General features: G+C 40.4%; 16 protein-coding genes and 4 pseudogenes. 9 read left to right on the top strand and 11 right to left on the bottom strand.

Annotated features, from left to right (window positions below; translation table 11 throughout):
- Nucleotides 1–27 precede the first annotated feature (27 nt).
- A complete protein-coding gene (locus tag FEZ18_RS05225) occupies nucleotides 28–531 on the top strand; it encodes a hypothetical protein (RefSeq protein ID WP_153267335.1) in 504 nt (167 codons plus the stop codon).
- A 143-nt stretch (nucleotides 532–674) separates the two neighbouring features.
- Nucleotides 675–1259: a hypothetical protein gene (locus FEZ18_RS05220; protein WP_153267334.1), complete on the top strand. Its 585-nt coding sequence runs from the start codon at nucleotides 675–677 to the stop codon at nucleotides 1257–1259.
- A 289-nt stretch (nucleotides 1260–1548) separates the two neighbouring features.
- Here FEZ18_RS05220 and FEZ18_RS14985 read toward each other — a convergent pair.
- The 3 genes and pseudogenes from FEZ18_RS14985 to FEZ18_RS05210 all read right to left on the bottom strand — a co-directional run bounded on the left by FEZ18_RS14985 (nucleotide 1549) and on the right by FEZ18_RS05210 (nucleotide 3275).
- Nucleotides 1549–2680, bottom strand: a pseudogene (locus tag FEZ18_RS14985) (IS91 family transposase).
- A gap of 2 nt (nucleotides 2681–2682) precedes the next feature.
- The gene (locus FEZ18_RS14830; protein ID WP_255473280.1) at nucleotides 2683–2904 is read right to left on the bottom strand and encodes a tyrosine-type recombinase/integrase; all 222 of its coding nucleotides are present in this window, start codon (nucleotides 2902–2904) and stop codon (nucleotides 2683–2685) included.
- Complete coding sequence (locus tag FEZ18_RS05210) at nucleotides 2799–3275, bottom strand: tyrosine-type recombinase/integrase (protein WP_255473342.1); 477 nt, start codon at nucleotides 3273–3275, stop codon at nucleotides 2799–2801. The genes FEZ18_RS14830 and FEZ18_RS05210 overlap by 106 nt, the downstream gene beginning before the upstream one ends.
- A 462-nt stretch (nucleotides 3276–3737) precedes the next feature.
- Between FEZ18_RS05210 and FEZ18_RS05205 the strand changes: the two genes are divergently transcribed.
- Nucleotides 3738–4202 (top strand): hypothetical protein, encoded by a 465-nt coding sequence (locus tag FEZ18_RS05205; protein WP_153267333.1) that lies wholly within the window; start codon nucleotides 3738–3740, stop codon nucleotides 4200–4202.
- 163 nt (nucleotides 4203–4365) lie between these two features.
- Nucleotides 4366–5049, top strand: a complete 684-nt coding sequence (locus FEZ18_RS05200; RefSeq protein ID WP_153267332.1) for a hypothetical protein — start codon at nucleotides 4366–4368, stop codon at nucleotides 5047–5049.
- Between the two features lie 287 nt (nucleotides 5050–5336).
- Here the strand turns inward: FEZ18_RS05200 and FEZ18_RS05195 are convergent.
- Nucleotides 5337–6469 (bottom strand): annotated as a pseudogene (locus FEZ18_RS05195) (IS91 family transposase).
- A gap of 2 nt (nucleotides 6470–6471) precedes the next feature.
- Nucleotides 6472–7074 (bottom strand): tyrosine-type recombinase/integrase, encoded by a 603-nt coding sequence (locus FEZ18_RS05190; RefSeq protein ID WP_228122749.1) that lies wholly within the window; start codon nucleotides 7072–7074, stop codon nucleotides 6472–6474.
- A 598-nt stretch (nucleotides 7075–7672) separates the two neighbouring features.
- Between FEZ18_RS05190 and FEZ18_RS05185 the strand changes: the two genes are divergently transcribed.
- A complete protein-coding gene (locus FEZ18_RS05185) occupies nucleotides 7673–8698 on the top strand; it encodes a DUF4932 domain-containing protein (RefSeq protein WP_153267330.1) in 1026 nt (341 codons plus the stop codon).
- A 304-nt stretch (nucleotides 8699–9002) separates the two neighbouring features.
- Here the strand turns inward: FEZ18_RS05185 and FEZ18_RS14980 are convergent.
- From FEZ18_RS14980 to FEZ18_RS14640, 4 genes and pseudogenes are all read right to left on the bottom strand, one after another.
- Nucleotides 9003–10119, bottom strand: a pseudogene (locus tag FEZ18_RS14980) (IS91 family transposase).
- A gap of 2 nt (nucleotides 10120–10121) precedes the next feature.
- Nucleotides 10122–10241 carry a hypothetical protein gene (locus FEZ18_RS14825; protein WP_317164460.1) on the bottom strand — a complete coding sequence of 40 codons (120 nt, stop codon included), beginning with the start codon at nucleotides 10239–10241 and terminating at the stop codon, nucleotides 10122–10124.
- Nucleotides 10242–10278: 37 nt separating this feature from the next.
- Entirely contained in the window at nucleotides 10279–10509 is a 231-nt protein-coding gene (locus FEZ18_RS14820) for a hypothetical protein (protein ID WP_255473341.1), read from the bottom strand.
- 23 nt (nucleotides 10510–10532) lie between these two features.
- Nucleotides 10533–10961 carry a phage integrase N-terminal SAM-like domain-containing protein gene (locus tag FEZ18_RS14640; RefSeq protein ID WP_228122875.1) on the bottom strand — a complete coding sequence of 143 codons (429 nt, stop codon included), beginning with the start codon at nucleotides 10959–10961 and terminating at the stop codon, nucleotides 10533–10535.
- A gap of 307 nt (nucleotides 10962–11268) precedes the next feature.
- Here FEZ18_RS14640 and FEZ18_RS05165 point away from each other — a divergent pair, with 307 nt between their 5' ends.
- The 4 genes from FEZ18_RS05165 (at nucleotide 11269) to FEZ18_RS05150 (ending at nucleotide 15179) form a co-directional block, all read left to right on the top strand.
- Nucleotides 11269–11922 (top strand): endonuclease III domain-containing protein, encoded by a 654-nt coding sequence (locus FEZ18_RS05165; protein ID WP_153267328.1) that lies wholly within the window; start codon nucleotides 11269–11271, stop codon nucleotides 11920–11922.
- Nucleotides 11923–11934: 12 nt separating this feature from the next.
- Complete coding sequence (locus FEZ18_RS05160; protein ID WP_153267327.1) at nucleotides 11935–12462, top strand: GNAT family N-acetyltransferase; 528 nt, start codon at nucleotides 11935–11937, stop codon at nucleotides 12460–12462.
- Nucleotides 12463–13110: 648 nt separating this feature from the next.
- The gene (gene ltrA, locus FEZ18_RS05155) at nucleotides 13111–14358 is read left to right on the top strand and encodes a group II intron reverse transcriptase/maturase (RefSeq protein ID WP_153267326.1); all 1248 of its coding nucleotides are present in this window, start codon (nucleotides 13111–13113) and stop codon (nucleotides 14356–14358) included.
- Nucleotides 14359–14516: 158 nt separating this feature from the next.
- The gene (locus FEZ18_RS05150) at nucleotides 14517–15179 is read left to right on the top strand and encodes a hypothetical protein (protein ID WP_228122873.1); all 663 of its coding nucleotides are present in this window, start codon (nucleotides 14517–14519) and stop codon (nucleotides 15177–15179) included.
- A 301-nt stretch (nucleotides 15180–15480) separates the two neighbouring features.
- Here the strand turns inward: FEZ18_RS05150 and FEZ18_RS05145 are convergent.
- Nucleotides 15481–16602, bottom strand: a pseudogene (locus FEZ18_RS05145) (IS91 family transposase).
- Nucleotides 16602–17309, bottom strand: coding sequence for a tyrosine-type recombinase/integrase (locus tag FEZ18_RS05140; protein ID WP_228122870.1), 708 nt, complete (start codon nucleotides 17307–17309; stop codon nucleotides 16602–16604). Before FEZ18_RS05140 ends, FEZ18_RS05145 begins: the two are co-directional and overlap by 1 nt.
- Between the last annotated feature and the right edge of the window lie 370 nt (nucleotides 17310–17679).

Below are 17679 nucleotides of genomic sequence, written 5' to 3'. Positions count from 1 at the left end.
AATTGTTGTGCAACATATGAGAAACGAATGAGAATTTTAATTTATACAATATTATTTTTGACTTTTAGTCAGTCTTTTTCTCAAAAAACTTTGAGTTTTGAGAATATTCTTGCTGAATTAGAAAAGTCATCGGAATCTCTAAATACAACTCTGATTTCACCAAAATCTGACTTTTATATCGGAATTACAAAAGATGCGATTGTTGAAAATCCCGAATTGAATTCTTGTATTGACATTGAAACAAACGAAAAGAAAAACGAACAAATTATCGGAATATTAAAAAAGCATAATTTATTGGATAAATTGTACGTGGAAATCGAAAATGAATACTCTGATTTAAGTTCTGACAAAATATTCAAACCAACTGAAACTGAATTATATTTGGAATTGTTTTTTAAAACAAAAGGTTTTGGAATTATGAGCTGTTTTGTTCCCGTTTTCGAAAAAAAGAAAGCCAAAGAACTGATTTGCGATTTGGACAAAATATTTGATTATAAATATTGTTTTAAGAAATTGAAACGGAAAATATAAATACGTTGCACAACACCGTATATAATTTATTGCTAGTTCTAGCCTACTTACGAAAATCCTCGCGGATTTTATATTCGGTTTTTATTTGCTAAATTACGTGCTAAACCACGCAACAAACCATATACAAACACGTTGCCCACCATATGAAAAAAACAATCATCTACATATTATTTGTTGTTTTGACTTTGAATTTAAGTTGCAAAACGGACAAAAAAACTGATTTGAAAACATTAGATGCTCAAAAAACATCAGAGTTAATCACACAAATTTTAAATGACGAAAGAGATGGCTATTTATCATCGAGTTGTATGACCGAAAACCCAAGAGCAGTCTCTTCCCCAATGATTTCGAATTTTGATGAATACGTAAAAAAACTTTTAAATATAAAAGATTCTTTGCATTACAAAACTCAATCACGCTTATCTAAAAAATTCAAAATTACAGCTGACTTGGCGCCAGAAAAAAATATTTTGACAAAAAAACAGTTTGATGAATTTGAAAGAAAGTCTGAAAAAGGTGGATTTAGTTTTTGGGATTGGTTAGATGCAAATTGCGAAAATGGATATTGTTCAATAAGTAAACCGATTTTTAATGAAACTTTTAACTTAGCTTATGTCCGTATCGGAACAGTTTGTGGTAGATTATGTGGTGGTGGAGAAGAAAGAATCTATGAATTTATCGACGGAAAATGGATTGAAAAAGAAAGCCTTGGAAGTTGGGTAAGCTGAATAAATACGGTGGGCAATAACTAAGCATTCGTGTGGTCGGTACGACCCAACATGAATGCCGTGTTGACTGAACCGGTGTTTGTCGGTTCGCCCTTATGGGGAATGGTCTGTTTTGGATTGGATTTTTAGGAGTTGGTTTTTTCTGTTTTGGGAGTTTTGCCTCCCTTTCTTTGGAATATTAAAAGAACATGGCAGATTTAGGACTTACTTTTCCTTGTTCATTACTGCTTTGATGTGTTTTCTTCAGTTTTGGCCATAGCAGTCCCGTTACGTCGGTTTTGCGTTTTTTTCATATTGGTCTGTTTAGGTGTTTCTCGATCTCTTCGCGCCAACCATTCGGTGGTCCACGAGCGGGGAAGGTTGCAATGGTAACCAGGTTTCCTTTTTTACAGCTGGGACACTTGCGGTGCTTTAAAGTACTTTTTCCGCTAGTTCTGGCCTGCCCAGATCTTTTTGTAGTTCTGGGATTATGGTTCTTTTATAATAGCTGCTCAAGATACCATAGTGCCGGATGCGGGTAAACCCTTTGGGCAGGATATGCAATGAAAAACGCCTGATGAACTCGGCATCGGATAGTGCAAGTACCGACTTCTTACCCCCTTGGCGATAATCCTTTACCATAAACCGTACGTTTCCACTTTCAAGACTTTTTATACGATGGTTGCTTATCGCAATTTTATGGGTATAGCGCCCTAGATATTCCACTACCTGTGAAGGCCCAAAGAATGGGCGTTTGCAATAGACCACCCACTGGTTTTGAACAGGCTTTCGTAAAATGAAGCGGGTTGTGATTTTCCAAGCTCTTTGCGCAGCCCAGCAACAAACCGAGCCCTAAAAACTATGCTCATCGCCTTTACCGGAAACAGGTACTTTCCCTTGCTCTTGGTGTTCTTCCATTTGCCAGTCTTGGTAATCCCACCTCCCGGGACAATGCAGTGCAGGTGTGGGTGCAACGAGAGGTTCTGCCCCCAAGTGTGCAGTATAGCGACCATTCCCATCCTGCCACCCAAGAACTTGGGATTAGCGCCAAAATCCTTAACGATGCCCCAGGCCGTTGTGAACAAAAGGTTGTACACCAATTTTGGCTCGTACAGAGATAACCTGTTCAGCTCACAGGGCAGGGTAAAGACCACGTGGAAGTAAGAAACCTTTAATAAATCTGCCTCCCTTGCCTGGATCCATGCTTCCTTCTTGTGTCCCTGGCACTTGGGGCAATGACGGTTACGGCAACTGTTGTAGCTAAGATGGAGCTTATAACAGGCAGGATTATTACAACAATCAATGTGGCCGCCAAGGGCCGCGGTGCGGCACTTGCGCAGGGCATGCAGGGTGCGGACTTGCCAACTGTTGGCACAATGATTGGCAAGGTGCTCCCTGTTGCGCTCCAATACGTGCGCTACTTCATGATCGGGACAGCACATCCCTATTGACCATAAAGCCTATCCAGCGGACTGAACGGCTTTTGCCTACCTGATTGTGCCACATGGAGGTAGATAAGAGTGGTCTGAATATCTGCGTGTCCCAAGAGGTCCTTCACGCTCATAATGTCCAGACCCATTTCCAAAAGATGGGTGGCATAGCTATGGCGCAGGATATGGGCGGTAATCTCCTTTGTAATACCGCTTTGCTTGCGGGCCTCACGCACGATCCACTGTATCCCTTGCGAGGAAAGCTGCGCCGGACTGCCTGTTCTATCATTGCCGTAAAGCACCAAGTGACCGGATTCTCTGCCTGTAGGTACTTCTTAAGGCCACGGATCTGTATCTCGGATAAGGGAACATAGCGATCCTTGCGCCCCTTGCCCTGGCGCACGTGCAGCAACTTCCTGTCAAAATCTAGATCCCTGCGTTGTAGGTTGCGAAGTTCAAAATTGCGGAGCCCACAGCCATAGAGCATGGCAAGTACCAATCGGTGCTTGAGCAGTCTTGGAGTGCGAAGCAGTTTTTTTACCTCCCTTTGGTTTAATACCACGGGGAGCTTCTTGGGGCGTTCAATAGAAGGAAGTATGACCCGCATTTCTTTCATCCCAAAGATGCGATAAGCATAGCGAAGCCCATAAACAGTGTGCTTGAAAAAACTATCTGAGGGGGTCTTATGTTGTGACTTTAAAACGTGTAGATAATCTAAGATCTGTTCCTCATCGAGCTCAAGTGGACTACAGTTAAAATGGAGTGCGATGTGCGCCAGACAGCGAGCATAGTTGGTAAGTGTGCTCTGGCTTTTGCCAGCGAGCTCAACGGAGCGCTTGAGTTTGTGGTAGAGTATTGCAAACTCTGGAACGGAAATAATGGCTCTTTCAATGAGAGTGTCATTTTTTTTTCATAATATTGAGTATTAGATTAAACCTTGATCCTAAAGGTAGTGAATCGTGATGTAACTGTCTCGTGAAGCTACCTTTAGGTTTAGTTCAACAATGTATATACGTCCATCCCTCCCATACGGTCGGCACGGCGCATATACGGGGACGTTGTAAGTAATTTGAGAAAAACGCTAAACATACTGTTAATTCTGTCATTTGGACTTTTTTCTTGCAAGTCTGAAAAGAAATACTCGGACTATGACGAAACCGATTTTTATGAAGTTCAAGGAATTATAAATTATGCAAATCCGACAAGTGACCCTTTCGACAGTACAATCGAAAAAAATGTGAGTTTTACCTATTTTTTAGACCGACCAAATCCGAAAACGGGAATTGAGAATAACTTGGAAATGTTTGAAGCACAAAACGGATATCCTTTAATAGTTCTTGTGCATAAAGAAGACGAAAACATAAGTTTTTATGGTCGAGTTGGAATCCTTGAAAATTTAAACGAAAAGGAAAAAGAATTTCTATCTAAGCACATCGAAAAAGAAATGTCTAAGCTAAAGAAAAAGACACCTGAATATATTTATAATGCACTAATAAAAGACTCTGTAAAAGAAAATAAAACGGACAAAAAATAAAAAACTACTTACAACACCGTATAAAAAAAATTGCTAGTTTTAGCTAGACCAAAGTTAGTTGCTCGTTTGCTAGCTTCTGATTTTCCTTCGGAAAATCCTCGCACGCAAACACGCAACTTTCCTTATACATAAACGTTGCCAGTAATTTGAGAAACAGAACTAAATGGGAGTTTGGAACACAGAAATAAAAGGAAACGATACTACACTTGACATTTATTCGAACTTTTTCGATAAGTACAATAATGGAGGAAATCAAGTTTGGGTCTCGAACGAAATCAAAGCGGAATTTGAAGATTATTTTTCAGATTCAGACGACAGAAATAATTCATTATTCGGACTTGCATTAGCACAATGGGAAACAAAATCTTTAGAACCTGAAATTTATAAAACCGTTAAAGAAATAATTGAAAACGGAACGGATTTGGACTTATGGAAAGAGCTTGGAGCTGACAAAAAAACTCTGAATGACAGAAAATCGGAATTAGAAAATTTCTTAAAACTAATCTCGACCGAAAAACCAAAAGCGAAAAGACGAGTAAGACCAAAATTTGAGTTTACTACAAACGAACTCGTTAAAATTAGAACGATTGACGGAACAAAGGAATTTAGGATTAACGAAGAGTTTACAAACGGAAAATATATCCACACAAGCGGCATAATGGAATGGAGTTCTGGTGGTGGAGCTGGAATAATGTATTACACAGGAGAAAGTAAAAGCATTTCTGCCAAATGGACTGACAATAACAATCTGGAAATAATTCACGAACCGAATTTGACTTTTGACAAAAAAGAGAAAGAATCTTTTTTTCAAGGAGATAGAGTGATAATAAAATATAAAACGGAATAAAAACTACTGGCAATAACTAAGCATTCGTGTGGTCGGTACGACCCAACATGAATGCCGTGTTGACTGAACCGGTGTTTGTCGGTTCGCCCTTATGGGGAATGGTCTGTTTTGGATTGGATTTTTAGGAGTTGGTTTTTTCTGTTTTGGGAGTTTTTGGCCTCCCTTTCTTTGGAATATTAAAAGAACATGGCAGATTTAGGACTTATTTTTCCTTGTTCATTACTGCTTTGATGTGTTTTCTTAAGTTTTGGCCATAGCAGTCCCGTTACGTCGGTTTTGCGTTTTTTTCATATTGGTCTGTTTAGGTGTTTCTCGATCTGTTCGCGCCAACCATTCGGTGGTCCACGAGCGGGGAAGGTTGCAATGGTAACCAGGTTTCCTTTTTTACAGCTGGGACACTTGCGGTGCTTTAAAGTACTTTTTCCGCTAGTTCTGGCCTGCCCAGATCTTTTTGTAGTTCTGGGATTATGGTTCTTTTATAATAGCTGCTCAAGATACCATAGTGCCTGATGCGGGTAAACCCTTTGGGCAGGATATGCAATGAAAAACGCCTGATGAACTCGGCATCGGATAGTGCAAGTACCGACTTCTTACCCCCTTGGCGATAATCCTTTACCATAAACCGTACGTTTCCACTTTCAAGACTTTTTATACGATGGTTGCTTATCGCAATTTTATGGGTATAGCGCCCTAGATATTCCACTACCTGTGAAGGCCCAAAGAATGGGCGTTTGCAATAGACCACCCACTGGTTTTTGAACAGGCTTTCGTAAAATGAAGCGGGTTGTGATTTTCCAAGCTCTTTGCGCAGCCCAGCAACAAACCGAGCCCTAAAAACTATGCTCATCGCCTTTACCGGAAACAGGTACTTTCCCTTGCTCTTGGTGTTCTTCCATTTGCCAGTCTTGGTAATCCCACCTCCCGGGACAATGCAGTGCAGGTGTGGGTGCAACGAGAGGTTCTGCCCCCAAGTGTGCAGTATAGCGACCATTCCCATCCTGCCACCCAAGAACTTGGGATTAGCGCCAAAATCCTTAACGATGCCCCAGGCCGTTGTGAACAAAAGGTTGTACACCAATTTTGGCTCGTACAGAGATAACCTGTTCAGCTCACAGGGCAGGGTAAAGACCACGTGGAAGTAAGAAACCTTTAATAAATCTGCCTCCCTTGCCTGGATCCATGCTTCCTTCTTGTGTCCCTGGCACTTGGGGCAATGACGGTTACGGCAACTGTTGTAGCTAAGATGGAGCTTATAACAGGCAGGATTATTACAACAATCAATGTGGCCGCCAAGGGCCGCGGTGCGGCACTTGCGCAGGGCATGCAGGGTGCGGACTTGCCAACTGTTGGCACAATGATTGGCAAGGTGCTCCCTGTTGCGCTCCAATACGTGCGCTACTTCATGATCGGGACAGCACATCCCTATTGACCATAAAGCCTATCCAGCGGACTGAACGGCTTTTGCCTACCTGATTGTGCCACATGGAGGTAGATAAGAGTGGTCTGAATATCTGCGTGTCCCAAGAGGTCCTTCACGCTCATAATGTCCAGACCCATTTCCAAAAGATGGGTGGCATAGCTATGGCGCAGGATATGGGCGGTAATCTCCTTTGTAATACCGCTTTGCTTGCGGGCCTCACGCACGATCCACTGTATCCCTTGCGAGGAAAGCTGCGCCGGACTGCCTGTTCTATCATTGCCGGTAAAGCACCAAGTGACCGGATTCTCTGCCTGTAGGTACTTCTTAAGGCCACGGATCTGTATCTCGGATAAGGGAACATAGCGATCCTTGCGCCCCTTGCCCTGGCGCACGTGCAGCAACTTCCTGTCAAAATCTAGATCCCTGCGTTGTAGGTTGCGAAGTTCAAAATTGCGGAGCCCACAGCCATAGAGCATGGCAAGTACCAATCGGTGCTTGAGCAGTCTTGGAGTGCGAAGCAGTTTTTTTACCTCCCTTTGGTTTAATACCACGGGGAGCTTCTTGGGGCGTTCAATAGAAGGAAGTATGACCCGCATTTCTTTCATCCCAAAGATGCGATAAGCATAGCGAAGCCCATAAACAGTGTGCTTGAAAAAACTATCTGAGGGGGTCTTATGTTGTGACTTTAAAACGTGTAGATAATCTAAGATCTGTTCCTCATCGAGCTCAAGTGGACTACAGTTAAAATGGAGTGCGATGTGCGCCAGACAGCGAGCATAGTTGGTAAGTGTGCTCTGGCTTTTGCCAGCGAGCTCAACGGAGCGCTTGAGTTTGTGGTAGAGTATTGCAAACTCTGGAACGGAAATAATGGCTCTTTCAATGAGAGTCTCATTTTTTTTTCATAATATTGAGTATTAGATTAAACCTTGATCCTAAAGGTAGTGAATCGTGATGTAACTGTCTCGTGAAGCTACCTTTAGGTTTAGTTCAACAATGGCTATAATTAATACGGGTTTTGGTGCTTAACCCAAGGTTTAGTGCTTTAAACTAAGTCCGCCAAATCTTTTGATTTGGCTTTATAATAAAAAAGATAAAACAAAATAAAAAGATTCGGCTAAGTGCTTACTCGGAAATTCATTACTTTTAATTCCCGTACTAACCATAGCCGAGACGTTGCCAGTAATTTTAAAAAACCAACTGCTAATGAAAAAATCAATCTTACTAATCCTATTTCTTGTTTCAATAAAAAGCATTGGACAAAAATCGGAACTGAAAATCACGATTGACGAGCGGATTGAAACGCTTTATTCTGTTGCCTTTTTAGACAATTATTTCTTGATTGGAAAACACGACAACCTTTACAAACAGAAGCTCGTAAAACAACTTCAACCACTCAAACAACATAAAGCTGTTCAGCTTTTTGACAGTTTATCAAAAAACCACCATTTTACCTATTATCGAACCGTAGAATGGGCTTTGCAACATTCCAACTTTCCTGAATTCAGAAAAATCAACAAAAATTTAGGCGACAACCAAACCTTACTTGAAGAGTTTAGGGAAGAACTCATAAAATTCAATCAAGACAGTCTTTTTCAACACTATTGGGAAGTGGTCAAACCCATAAACGAACAAATCATTTCCCAAATCAAAAAATCGGAAACGATTGACGAATTACCAATCTATTTGGAAAAATATTACGGTAAAAAATTAAGTTCATACAACCTAATTCTTTCCCCATTACTCCATTCCGGTGGATTTAATTCGGAAATAACCGACCAAAACGGAAAGAAAGAAGTTTACGCCTTAATCGGTCCGAACGGAGAAATTGATTTTGTGCCTTATTTCGACAAAAACTATATGGAAACTGATATGATTTTGCACGAATTTGGGCATTCGTTCGTGAATCCATTAGTAGAAAAATACGATATAGAAATTGAACGACTAAAATCCAAATATTTTACGCAAAAACTCGAAGAAAATGCCAAACTTCAAGGCTATGGCGAATGGAAATATGTGTTTAATGAACTTTTGTTGAGGGCAACAACCATACAAATTGCCCAAAAACATTTCGGAAAAGAAAAAGCCAACAAACTTCTGGAATACGAAAAATCAATTGGGTTTGAGTTAGTCGAAAAAATTTTGGAAATTTTAAGAGAATATGAAACAAATAGAAATAAATACGTGGACTTTGACAAGTTTTATCCGATATTAATCGAACGAATGAAATAAAAAACTACTGGCAATAATAACTAAGCATTCGTGTGGTCGGTACGACCCAACATGAATGCCGTGTTGACTGAACCGGTGTTTGTCGGTTCGCCCTTATGGGGAATGGTCTGTTTTGGATTGGATTTTTAGGAGTTGGTTTTTTCTGTTTTAGGAGTTTTGGCCTCCCTTTCTTTGGAATATTAAAAGAACATGGCAGATTTAGGACTTATTTTTCCTTGTTCATTACTGCTTTGATGTGTTTTCTTCAGTTTTGGCCATAGCAGTCCCGTTACGTCGGTTTTGCGTTTTTTTCATATTGGTCTGTTTAGGTGTTTCTCGATCTGTTCGCGCCAACCATTCGTGGTCCACGAGCGGAGGTTGCAATGGTAACCAGGTTTCCTTTTTTACAGCTGGGACACTTGCGGTGCTTTAAAGGTACTTTTTCCGCTAGTTCTGGCCTCTGCCCAGATCTTTGTTGTAGTTCTGGGATTAAGGTTCTTTTATAATAGCTGCTCAAGATACCATAGTGCCGATGCGGGTAAACCCTTTGGGCAAGGATATGCAATGAAAAACGCCTGATGAACTCGGCATCGGATAGTGCAAGTACCGACTTCTTACCCCCTTGGCGATAATCCTTTACCATAAACCGTACGTTTCCACTTTCAAGACTTTTTATACGATGGTTGCTTATCGCAATTTTATGGGTATAGCGCCCTAGATATTCCACTACCTGTGAAGGCCCAAAGAATGGGCGTTTGCAATAGACCACCCACTGGTTCTTGAACAGGCTTTCGTAAAATGAAGCGGGTTGTGATTTTCCAAGCTCTTTGCGCAGCCCAGCAACAAACCGAGCCCTAAAAACTATGCTCATCGCCTTTACCGGAAACAGGTACTTTCCCTTGCTCTTGGTGTTCTTCCATTTGCCAGTCTTGGTAATCCCACCTCCCGGGACAATGCAGTGCAGGTGTGGGTGCAACGAGAGGTTCTGCCCCCAAGTGTGCAGTATAGCGACCATTCCCATCCTGCCACCCAAGAACTTGGGATTAGCGCCAAAATCCTTAACGATGCCCCAGGCCGTTTGAACAAAAGGTTGTACACCAATTTTGGCTCGTACAGAGATAACCTGTTCAGCTCACAGGGCAGGGTAAAGACCACGTGGAAGTAAGAAACCTTTAATAAATCTGCCTCCCTTGCCTGGATCCATGCTTCCTTCTTGTGTCCTTGGCACTTGGGTCAATGACGGTTACGGCAACTGTTGTAGCTAAGATGGAGCTTATAACAGGCAGATTATTACAACAATCAATGTGGCCGCCAAGGGCCGCCGTGCGGCACTTGCGCAGGGCATGCAGGGTGCGGACTGCGCAACTGTTGGCACAATGATTGGCAAGGTGCTCCCTGTTGCGCTCCAATACGTGCGCTACTTCATGATCGGGACAGCACATCCCTATTGACCATAAAGCCTATCCAGCGGACTGAACGGCTTTTGCCTACCTGATTGTGCCACATGGAGGTAGATAAGAGTGGTCTGAATATCTGCGTGTCCCAAGAGGTCCTTCACGCTCATAATGTCCAGACCCATTTCCAAAAGATGGGTGGCATAGCTATGGCGCAGGATAGGGCGGTAATCTCCTTTGTAATACCGCTTTGCTTGCGGGCCTCACGCCGATCCACTGTATCCCTTGCGAGGAAAGCTGCGCCGGACTGCCTGTTCTATCATTGCCGGTAAAGCACCAAGTGACCGGATTCTCTGCCTGTAGGTACTTCTTAAGGCCACGGATCTGTATCTCGGATAAGGGAACATAGCGATCCTTGCGCCCCTTGCCCTGGCGCACGTGCAGCAACTTCCTGTCAAAATCTAGATCCTGCGTTGTAGGTTGCGAAGTTCAAAATTGCGGAGCCCACAGCCATAGAGCATGGCAAGTACCAATCGGTGCTTGAGCAGTCTTGGAGTGCGAAGCAGTTTTTTTACCTCCCTTTGGTTTAATACCACGGGGAGCTTCTTGGAGCGTTCAATAGAAGGAAGTATGACCCGCATTTCTTTCATCCCAAAGATGCGATAAGCATAGCGAAGCCCATAAACAGTGTGCTTGAAAAAACTATCTGAGGGGGTCTTATGTTGTGACTTTAAAACGTGTAGATAATCTAAGATCTGTTCCTCATCGAGCTCAAGCGGACTACAGTTAAAATGGAGTGCGATGTGCGCCAGACAGCGGGCATAGTTGGTAAGTGTGCTCTGGCTTTTACCAGCGAGCTCAACGGAGCGCTTGAGTTTGTGGTAGAGCATTGCAAACTCTGGAACGGAAATAATGGCTCTTTCAATGAGAGTGTCATTTTTTTTTCATAATATTGAGTATTAGATTAAACCTTGATCCTCGTAAAGGGTGAATCGTGATGTAACTGTCTCGTGAAGCTACCTTTAGGTTTAGTTCAACACCGTGTATAATTAATGGCTGGTTCTCGCCTACTTACGAAAATCCTCGCGGATTTTCTATTCGGTTTTTATTTGCCAAATTAGGTGCTTAAACACGCCACTAATCATACACAATCACGTTACCTGCAAGCTGAAAAACAGCAAAAACATAATCGAAAAAATGGCAAAAAAGAACATTGAAAAAGTTTACGAGAAATTAAGCAACGAGTACGAAATATTTGCCGAAAACGATAATGAATGGGAAAAAAACGGACTTAACAGTACGGATTTTAAAAGTTTGGTCTCTGTAATGCTTTCAACAATGACACACACAAAACGGGTAATCCGAGCGTGCAATGCCCTATATGATAAAGCTACAACACCAAAAGAAATATTGGATTTGTCAGATGACGAACTTACCGAGTTGATTAAACCTGTGGCACATTATAATCGAAAGACAAAACATTTAAAAGAAATGTGCCAACAGTTAATTGACAATCACAACGGAGAAGTACCACGAACGGAAAAAGAACTTTTGGAACTACAAGGTGTGGGACGGAAGTGTACAGATATAATGATGAATTTTAATTTTGGTGGAGACACCATTGCAGTTGACACACACGTACACAGAGTTTTGAACCGACTTGGAATAGTGGAAACTAAATCCAATGAAGATACCGCTGACGAAATAAACAGACTTACACCAAAAAAATATAAAAAACACGCTCACGAGTGGCTAATACAGCACGGAATGAACATCTGCATATCAAGAAAACCGAAATGCGAAGAATGTATCGTTTCCAGTTTATGTGACTATTATGAAAAAGAATTTTAAACTAAACAATAAGTGAAAATTAGAAAAGTAAATATCCAAGACATTGAAAACCTAAAGGAAATCGGGAAATTGACTTTTGCCGAGACATTTTCTTCCGATAACAGCGAAGAAGATATGCGAAAATATTTGGAAGAAGGATTTTCGACCGAAAAACTGAAAACTGAACTGACAGACGAAAACGCTGAATTCTATTTTGCGGAACTTGACGACAATGTGATTGGGTATTTAAAAGTGAATTTCGGACAATCACAAACAGAAATAAAGGATAAAAACGCACTCGAAATTGAACGGATTTACGTGCTAAAGGAATTTCACGGAAAAAAAGTCGGACAAATTCTTTACAACAAAGCGATTGAATTGGCGAAAGAAAAAAACGTAGAATATGTTTGGTTAGGCGTTTGGGAGCAAAACCCAAGAGCAATCAGATTTTATGAAAAAAATGGATTTGTAGCATTTGACAAACATATTTTCCAATTGGGAAATGATGAACAGACAGACATAATGATGAAACTAAAACTGAAGAAAAAAGCCAGCAGGTAACAATGTATATAAAAAATAGGCGAAACAGGAGTAAAATCAAGAGTTGTGGCTCGTATCAAGCTTTGTGCTTATCCAAAAAGTTTGGTGCTTCGAAATCGCCTACTTTTCATAGTGTGTCGAGCAAGCAATGAGCGGCAACAATAACTCATTGTGAACTGTAAATAAGATGGTGGAACCGACCCACCAATGTTGCTTTATAGGAAGAGGCATTAAACCACCTAAAGGTGCTTTGGTAAAGAGCCAAGGTATTGAGCGTTTAGGAAACGGCGAGTCAAGAACTGGTCAGGTACGGATAAAAGAGATGAACGCAAGTGAACCCCTTTCGAGGTGTCGAGAAGTTGCTACATTCTGTCAAAAGCTACGGAGTATGATACGGAGTTATAAGTATAGCGGTCACCTATTTTATTGGCTATACGGCAGGCGTCATTCAGGGGGCATGACTTTTATCTAGGCTTATTTACGGAACTCGAGAACCTGATTATAAATGTTAAGGGAAATACACAATAGAAACAATCTAAAGGTAGAATACCGATGTTATAGTTCAGGGGCGGACTAGTCCGTAGTAGTGATGATGTTTCTGTAATGGAAATGGAGCGAAGGGATTAGGTTATACAGTTGCATTACATTTAACAACTCAATACATTGAGGATGAATTTATGGAATGAAACAAAATCAATACCTATAAGCAGAACCATGGTATGGGAAGCTTATAAGAAAGTGCGAGCCAATAAAGGTAGCGCAGGTGTAGACTCGATTAGCATGGAAGAATTTGATGCACATCGTAGAAAACACCTGTACAAACTTTGGAATCGGATGGCATCGGGTAGTTATTTTCCACCAATGGTTAAACAAGTAGAAATCCCAAAGAAGGATGGCAACGTTCGAAAATTAGGCATTCCTACCATAAGCGACCGACAAATGGTTATAAAGATGTACATAGAACCTCGATTAGAAAAAGTATTCAGTCCTAATTCCTACGGATACAGACCACACAGAAATGCACATCAAGCATTAACAGCTGTGAGGAAAAACTGTTGGAAGTCCGATTGGGTAATAGACCTAGACATTAAAGGATTCTTTGACAATATTGACCATAACAAACTGATGCTTGCAGTAGAGAAGCACATTCCAGAAAACTGGGTGAAACGCTATATTGCACGATGGCTCGCAAGCCCTGTTTTGACCAAGACAGGAGAAATCATAATAAACAAGGGAAAAGGAACGCCACAAGGCGGAGTTATAAGTCCTGTGCTGGCAAACCTGTTTCTGCATTATGGTTTTGACAAATGGTTGGAACAAAACGATTCTACAATAAACTACACACGTTATGCCGACGATGTAATTGTACATTGTAGCAGTCAACAACACGCAGAACGAACGCTGAGCACCATCCGAAACAGAATGACAAAAATAGGTTTGGAATTACATCCAAAGAAAACCAAAATTGTGTATTGCAAGGACTATCGAAGACAACAGAAATATCCAATTGTTAAATTTGATTTTCTAGGATACTCATTTCAACCTAGAACATCAAAATCAAAGAAAACAAAAAGATTATTTTTAAGCTTTGACTGTGCAATAAGCATAAGTTCCAAGAAACGCATTGCAGATAAATTAGGAGAATTGAAGGTACATAGAATGACCGTTAAGAGTATTGTAGGAATTGCCTACTGCCTTAATCCAATGATTAGGGGTTGGATACGTTACTATGGAAAATTTAGAATCTCTATGTTACACAAGGTTTTCAAATTACTCAACAATCGTTTAGTGAGATGGGCAAGAAAAAGGTATAAACGCTATAAAAACAGTATAAAGCGAGCTTATCAGTGGTTTACAAGAGTACAGGAGCAATTCCCTAACTTGTTTTATCATTGGCAAATGGGCTTTATTAAGTAAGATAGTTTAGATTTGTATAACAAGAGCCGTATGATGGGAGACTATCACAGCCTGCCCCGCACTTGATGCGGGGTACGGTTATGTGAGAGGCTTAGGGTAAAATTCCCTTTGCCTACTCGACTACGGAGACGTTGGCAACAAGCAAAAAATTAAAACTTATGAAATACAAATTTAATCGTAAAACAAAATTTGAATTCCAAAATTTCATGGTCATTTCAACCATATTTATTATTTTACTATGTTTTTCTTGTAAGGAAGAATCCAACTCGTTAAAAAACACAAAAAGTGATTTAATGACGAAAATAAATGCTGTTCAGGAACAAGTAATGGCACAAGGAAATATGACAGAAGCAGAGCAACAGGCTTTATTAAGTTTATGCAGCATAGTATCGCAAGATGATGGTATGGCAATCTATACTTCTGACGATAGTATAATATTGAATGATGTAGAAATTGCGCCAGTATATAATGGCTGTGAAGAACTCTCAATAGAAGAAACAAGAGAATGTTTCATTAATAAAGTATCGACATTTATTAAAAGAGAGTTTAACTTGAGTGTATCTAAAGATTTAAATCTGTTAGAACCAAAGCAAGTAGATGTGTTTTTTATAATCGACGAATCTGGAAAACTGACTGGAATGAAAGTTAGAAATTCAGAAGTAACCGTTCAAGCAGAAATCTTAAGAGTGCTTAGAAAAATGCCTATAATGAAACCTGCTGTTCACAATGGAGAAAGTGTTTCAGTATTATGTTCTATCATAGTAAAATATGGAAATAATGTAGAAGTTGATGTTGTTTATATTCCTGAAAGACCCGATTGATCTTTATTGATATGAACTAAAAAAGCCAGTTGCCAATAACTAAGTATTCGGCTCGCCGATAGGCTAGAGCTGAATATTGTGTTGACGAATCCGGTTAATTTGCCGTCTATGGGTATAACGATAGATTTATGTCAGGATAAATGTGATTAGATTTTTTTTGAGAGGCTAAAATGTATAAAACTCAGTCATTTTATAAGGTTAAAAGGGCTGTTTTGGTGGTTTTAATTTATAAACTCTAGTTTTTATCGTTTAATTTTTAGGTTAAAGCATACCAGATCCAGTCCGCATCTGCAGATAAATTTTAGTTGCTCCTATTCAATTTTTTATCTTTTAGTAAAACGTGCCAATTTTCGGGAGGTCCGCGGTCATTAAACAGTAAAATGGTATGCAGTCTTCCTTTTTTACAAACAGGACATCGACGGTGTAAGAGAGGGCGCTCTGTTTCAACAAGCACTATCTTTTGGGTAGCCAATTCAGCTTGTAGCTTTGGCAACTTGTTCTTTTTCCAACTGCTGCTTAAAATACCATAATGTCGTATTCGTGTAAAACCCTTGGGTAAAATATGCAAGCAAACCTCCTGATAAACTCTTGACTAGATAAGGTTAAGTTGGTTTTCTTTCCTGCACGACGATAATCTTTAGCTGTAAATGTCACCCTGCAATTTTTACGGTCAATATTGGTAATGCGATGGTTACTAATGGCTATTTTATGGGTGTATCTACCTAAATACTCAATGACATAGTGGTTTGGCATAGACCTCCCACTTTTTTCGGAATACTTCATTATATACCTTTTGAGGGATTTTTAACCCGCTTTTTCTAAGCTCAGCGACATACTTTCCTCTAAATACCTTGCTCATGGATTTTACATTAAATAGGTACTTTCCATTGTTCTTTGCCTTTTTCCATAGCCCTGATTTGCTCAGACCACCTCCTGGCACAATGCAGTGCAGGTGCGGATGCAAAATCATATTTTGACCCCAAGTATGCAACACCGCAATCATACCCATGCGACCGCCCAGATGTTTGGGATTATACCCAAATTGCTGCAAGGTCTGCCAGGCAGCTTTAAATAAACTGCCGTACACTATTTTACCATGGCTCAAGGCGTAGCTGTTAAACGCACTTGGAAGGGTAAACACCAAATGAAAATAAGGCACATTAAGAAGTTCGGACTCCCTTGCTCTGATCCACGTTTCGCGTTTGTGACCTTGGCAGCTTGGACAATGTCTGTTCCTACAACTGTTATAACTGATGTGTAATTGATGGCAACCATCGCATTTATCAATGTGTCCGCCCATAGCTTTAGTGCGGCATCTGCGTATCGCTTGTAAAGCACGATAATGCCAAGAGGTTAAACTCAATCTTTTAAGCTGTAGCTGCTCCATTTCTAAAATGTGGGCTACCTTATGCTCGCCAGACATTAATCGTAAAGCTTGTCTAGTGGAGAAAACTTCGAACCACTGGGGAGATTGGCCACATGTAAATAGGTTAGGGTCATTTCTATATGCGCATGCCCTAAAAGCTCCTTTAGGCTAACGATGTCAACACCATACTCTAACAAATGTGTGGCAAAACTGTGCCGCAAGGTGTGGGCTGTAATCTTTTTGGAACTTCCTATTTTACTTCGGTTTTCGTTTATCACCCATCGAACGCCATTAGTGCTTAGTCCTCGGGGTTCCCCTTGTTTGGTAACCTGACTATTGAAAAGATAAATCTGAGGGCTTTCCGTTTTAATATAGGTCTTTAAACCATTTACTAAATATTTGCTTAAAGGAATATACCAGTCTATCTTACCTTTTTTCTTAGGAACAAAAACCGTTTTGCGATCAAAGTCAATATCTGCCAATTTTAGATTGCAAAGTTCGTAACTGCGCAGTCCACACCCGTAAAGCATCCCTATAATTAAACGGTGTTTAAGATACTTGGGGGCTCTTAAAAGACGTTTAACTTCGTCTTGGCTAAGCACAGTTGGTAATTTTAAGTCCCGTTTAATCACTGGCAAAGCCACGCGTTTGGCCGGCATACCCATAACCTTGTAGGCCGCTCTAAGTCCGTAAATGGTGTGTTTAAAGAAACTCTCAGAAGGTGTTTTGTGTAGTTTTTGGCAATAATAAAGATAAGACTCCATACTCTCAACCGAGAGCGTTTCTGGGCTTTGTTTAATAGTGCAAAGCTAGGTGTGCCAAACATCGCAGGTAATTACTTAAGGTGCTTTTAGCTTTACCATTAATAGAAAAGCTCCGTTCTAATTTGCTTTGAAGGGTGCTGAAACCGGATACTTCCTCGAAAGCGCGTTCAGCAATGGTTTTACTTTTTTTTAAACATCATAATAAATTTAAAATTTAGCTACAAATTAATAAATATATTACATTTACAGAAAGAATGTAATAACTAAGCAATAAAGATGGGCTTCCGACCGGTAGGGAGGATTCGTTCAACAAAGATGTGTATAAGTAATAGCGGTTTAAATCATAAAAAGAAAGTATAAACATAAAATA

Origin of the sequence: Oceanihabitans sp. IOP_32 (assembly GCF_009498295.1) — a bacterium.
GTDB lineage: Bacteria > Bacteroidota > Bacteroidia > Flavobacteriales > Flavobacteriaceae > Wocania > Wocania indica.
Note: the sequence above shows the minus strand (reverse complement) of the source record. Positions and strands in the feature narration are given on the sequence as shown.

What these genes read in the sequence shown, in the direction of transcription:
- FEZ18_RS14640 (WP_228122875.1), bottom strand. Translation starts at nt 10,961, where the DNA reads ATGCTCTACCACAAACTCAAGCGCTCCGTTGAGCTCGCTGGTAAAAGC.
- FEZ18_RS05210 (WP_255473342.1), bottom strand. Translation starts at nt 3,275, where the DNA reads ATGCGGGTCATACTTCCTTCTATTGAACGCCCCAAGAAGCTCCCCGTG.
- ltrA (WP_153267326.1), top strand. Translation starts at nt 13,111, where the DNA reads ATGAATTTATGGAATGAAACAAAATCAATACCTATAAGCAGAACCATG.
- FEZ18_RS05225 (WP_153267335.1), top strand. Translation starts at nt 28, where the DNA reads ATGAGAATTTTAATTTATACAATATTATTTTTGACTTTTAGTCAGTCT.
- FEZ18_RS05190 (WP_228122749.1), bottom strand. Translation starts at nt 7,074, where the DNA reads ATGAAAGAAATGCGGGTCATACTTCCTTCTATTGAACGCCCCAAGAAG.
- FEZ18_RS14825 (WP_317164460.1), bottom strand. Translation starts at nt 10,241, where the DNA reads ATGAGCGTGAAGGACCTCTTGGGACACGCAGATATTCAGACCACTCTT.
- FEZ18_RS05150 (WP_228122873.1), top strand. Translation starts at nt 14,517, where the DNA reads ATGAAATACAAATTTAATCGTAAAACAAAATTTGAATTCCAAAATTTC.
- FEZ18_RS05140 (WP_228122870.1), bottom strand. Translation starts at nt 17,309, where the DNA reads ATGGAGTCTTATCTTTATTATTGCCAAAAACTACACAAAACACCTTCT.
- FEZ18_RS05165 (WP_153267328.1), top strand. Translation starts at nt 11,269, where the DNA reads ATGGCAAAAAAGAACATTGAAAAAGTTTACGAGAAATTAAGCAACGAG.
- FEZ18_RS05185 (WP_153267330.1), top strand. Translation starts at nt 7,673, where the DNA reads ATGAAAAAATCAATCTTACTAATCCTATTTCTTGTTTCAATAAAAAGC.
- FEZ18_RS05200 (WP_153267332.1), top strand. Translation starts at nt 4,366, where the DNA reads ATGGGAGTTTGGAACACAGAAATAAAAGGAAACGATACTACACTTGAC.
- FEZ18_RS05220 (WP_153267334.1), top strand. Translation starts at nt 675, where the DNA reads ATGAAAAAAACAATCATCTACATATTATTTGTTGTTTTGACTTTGAAT.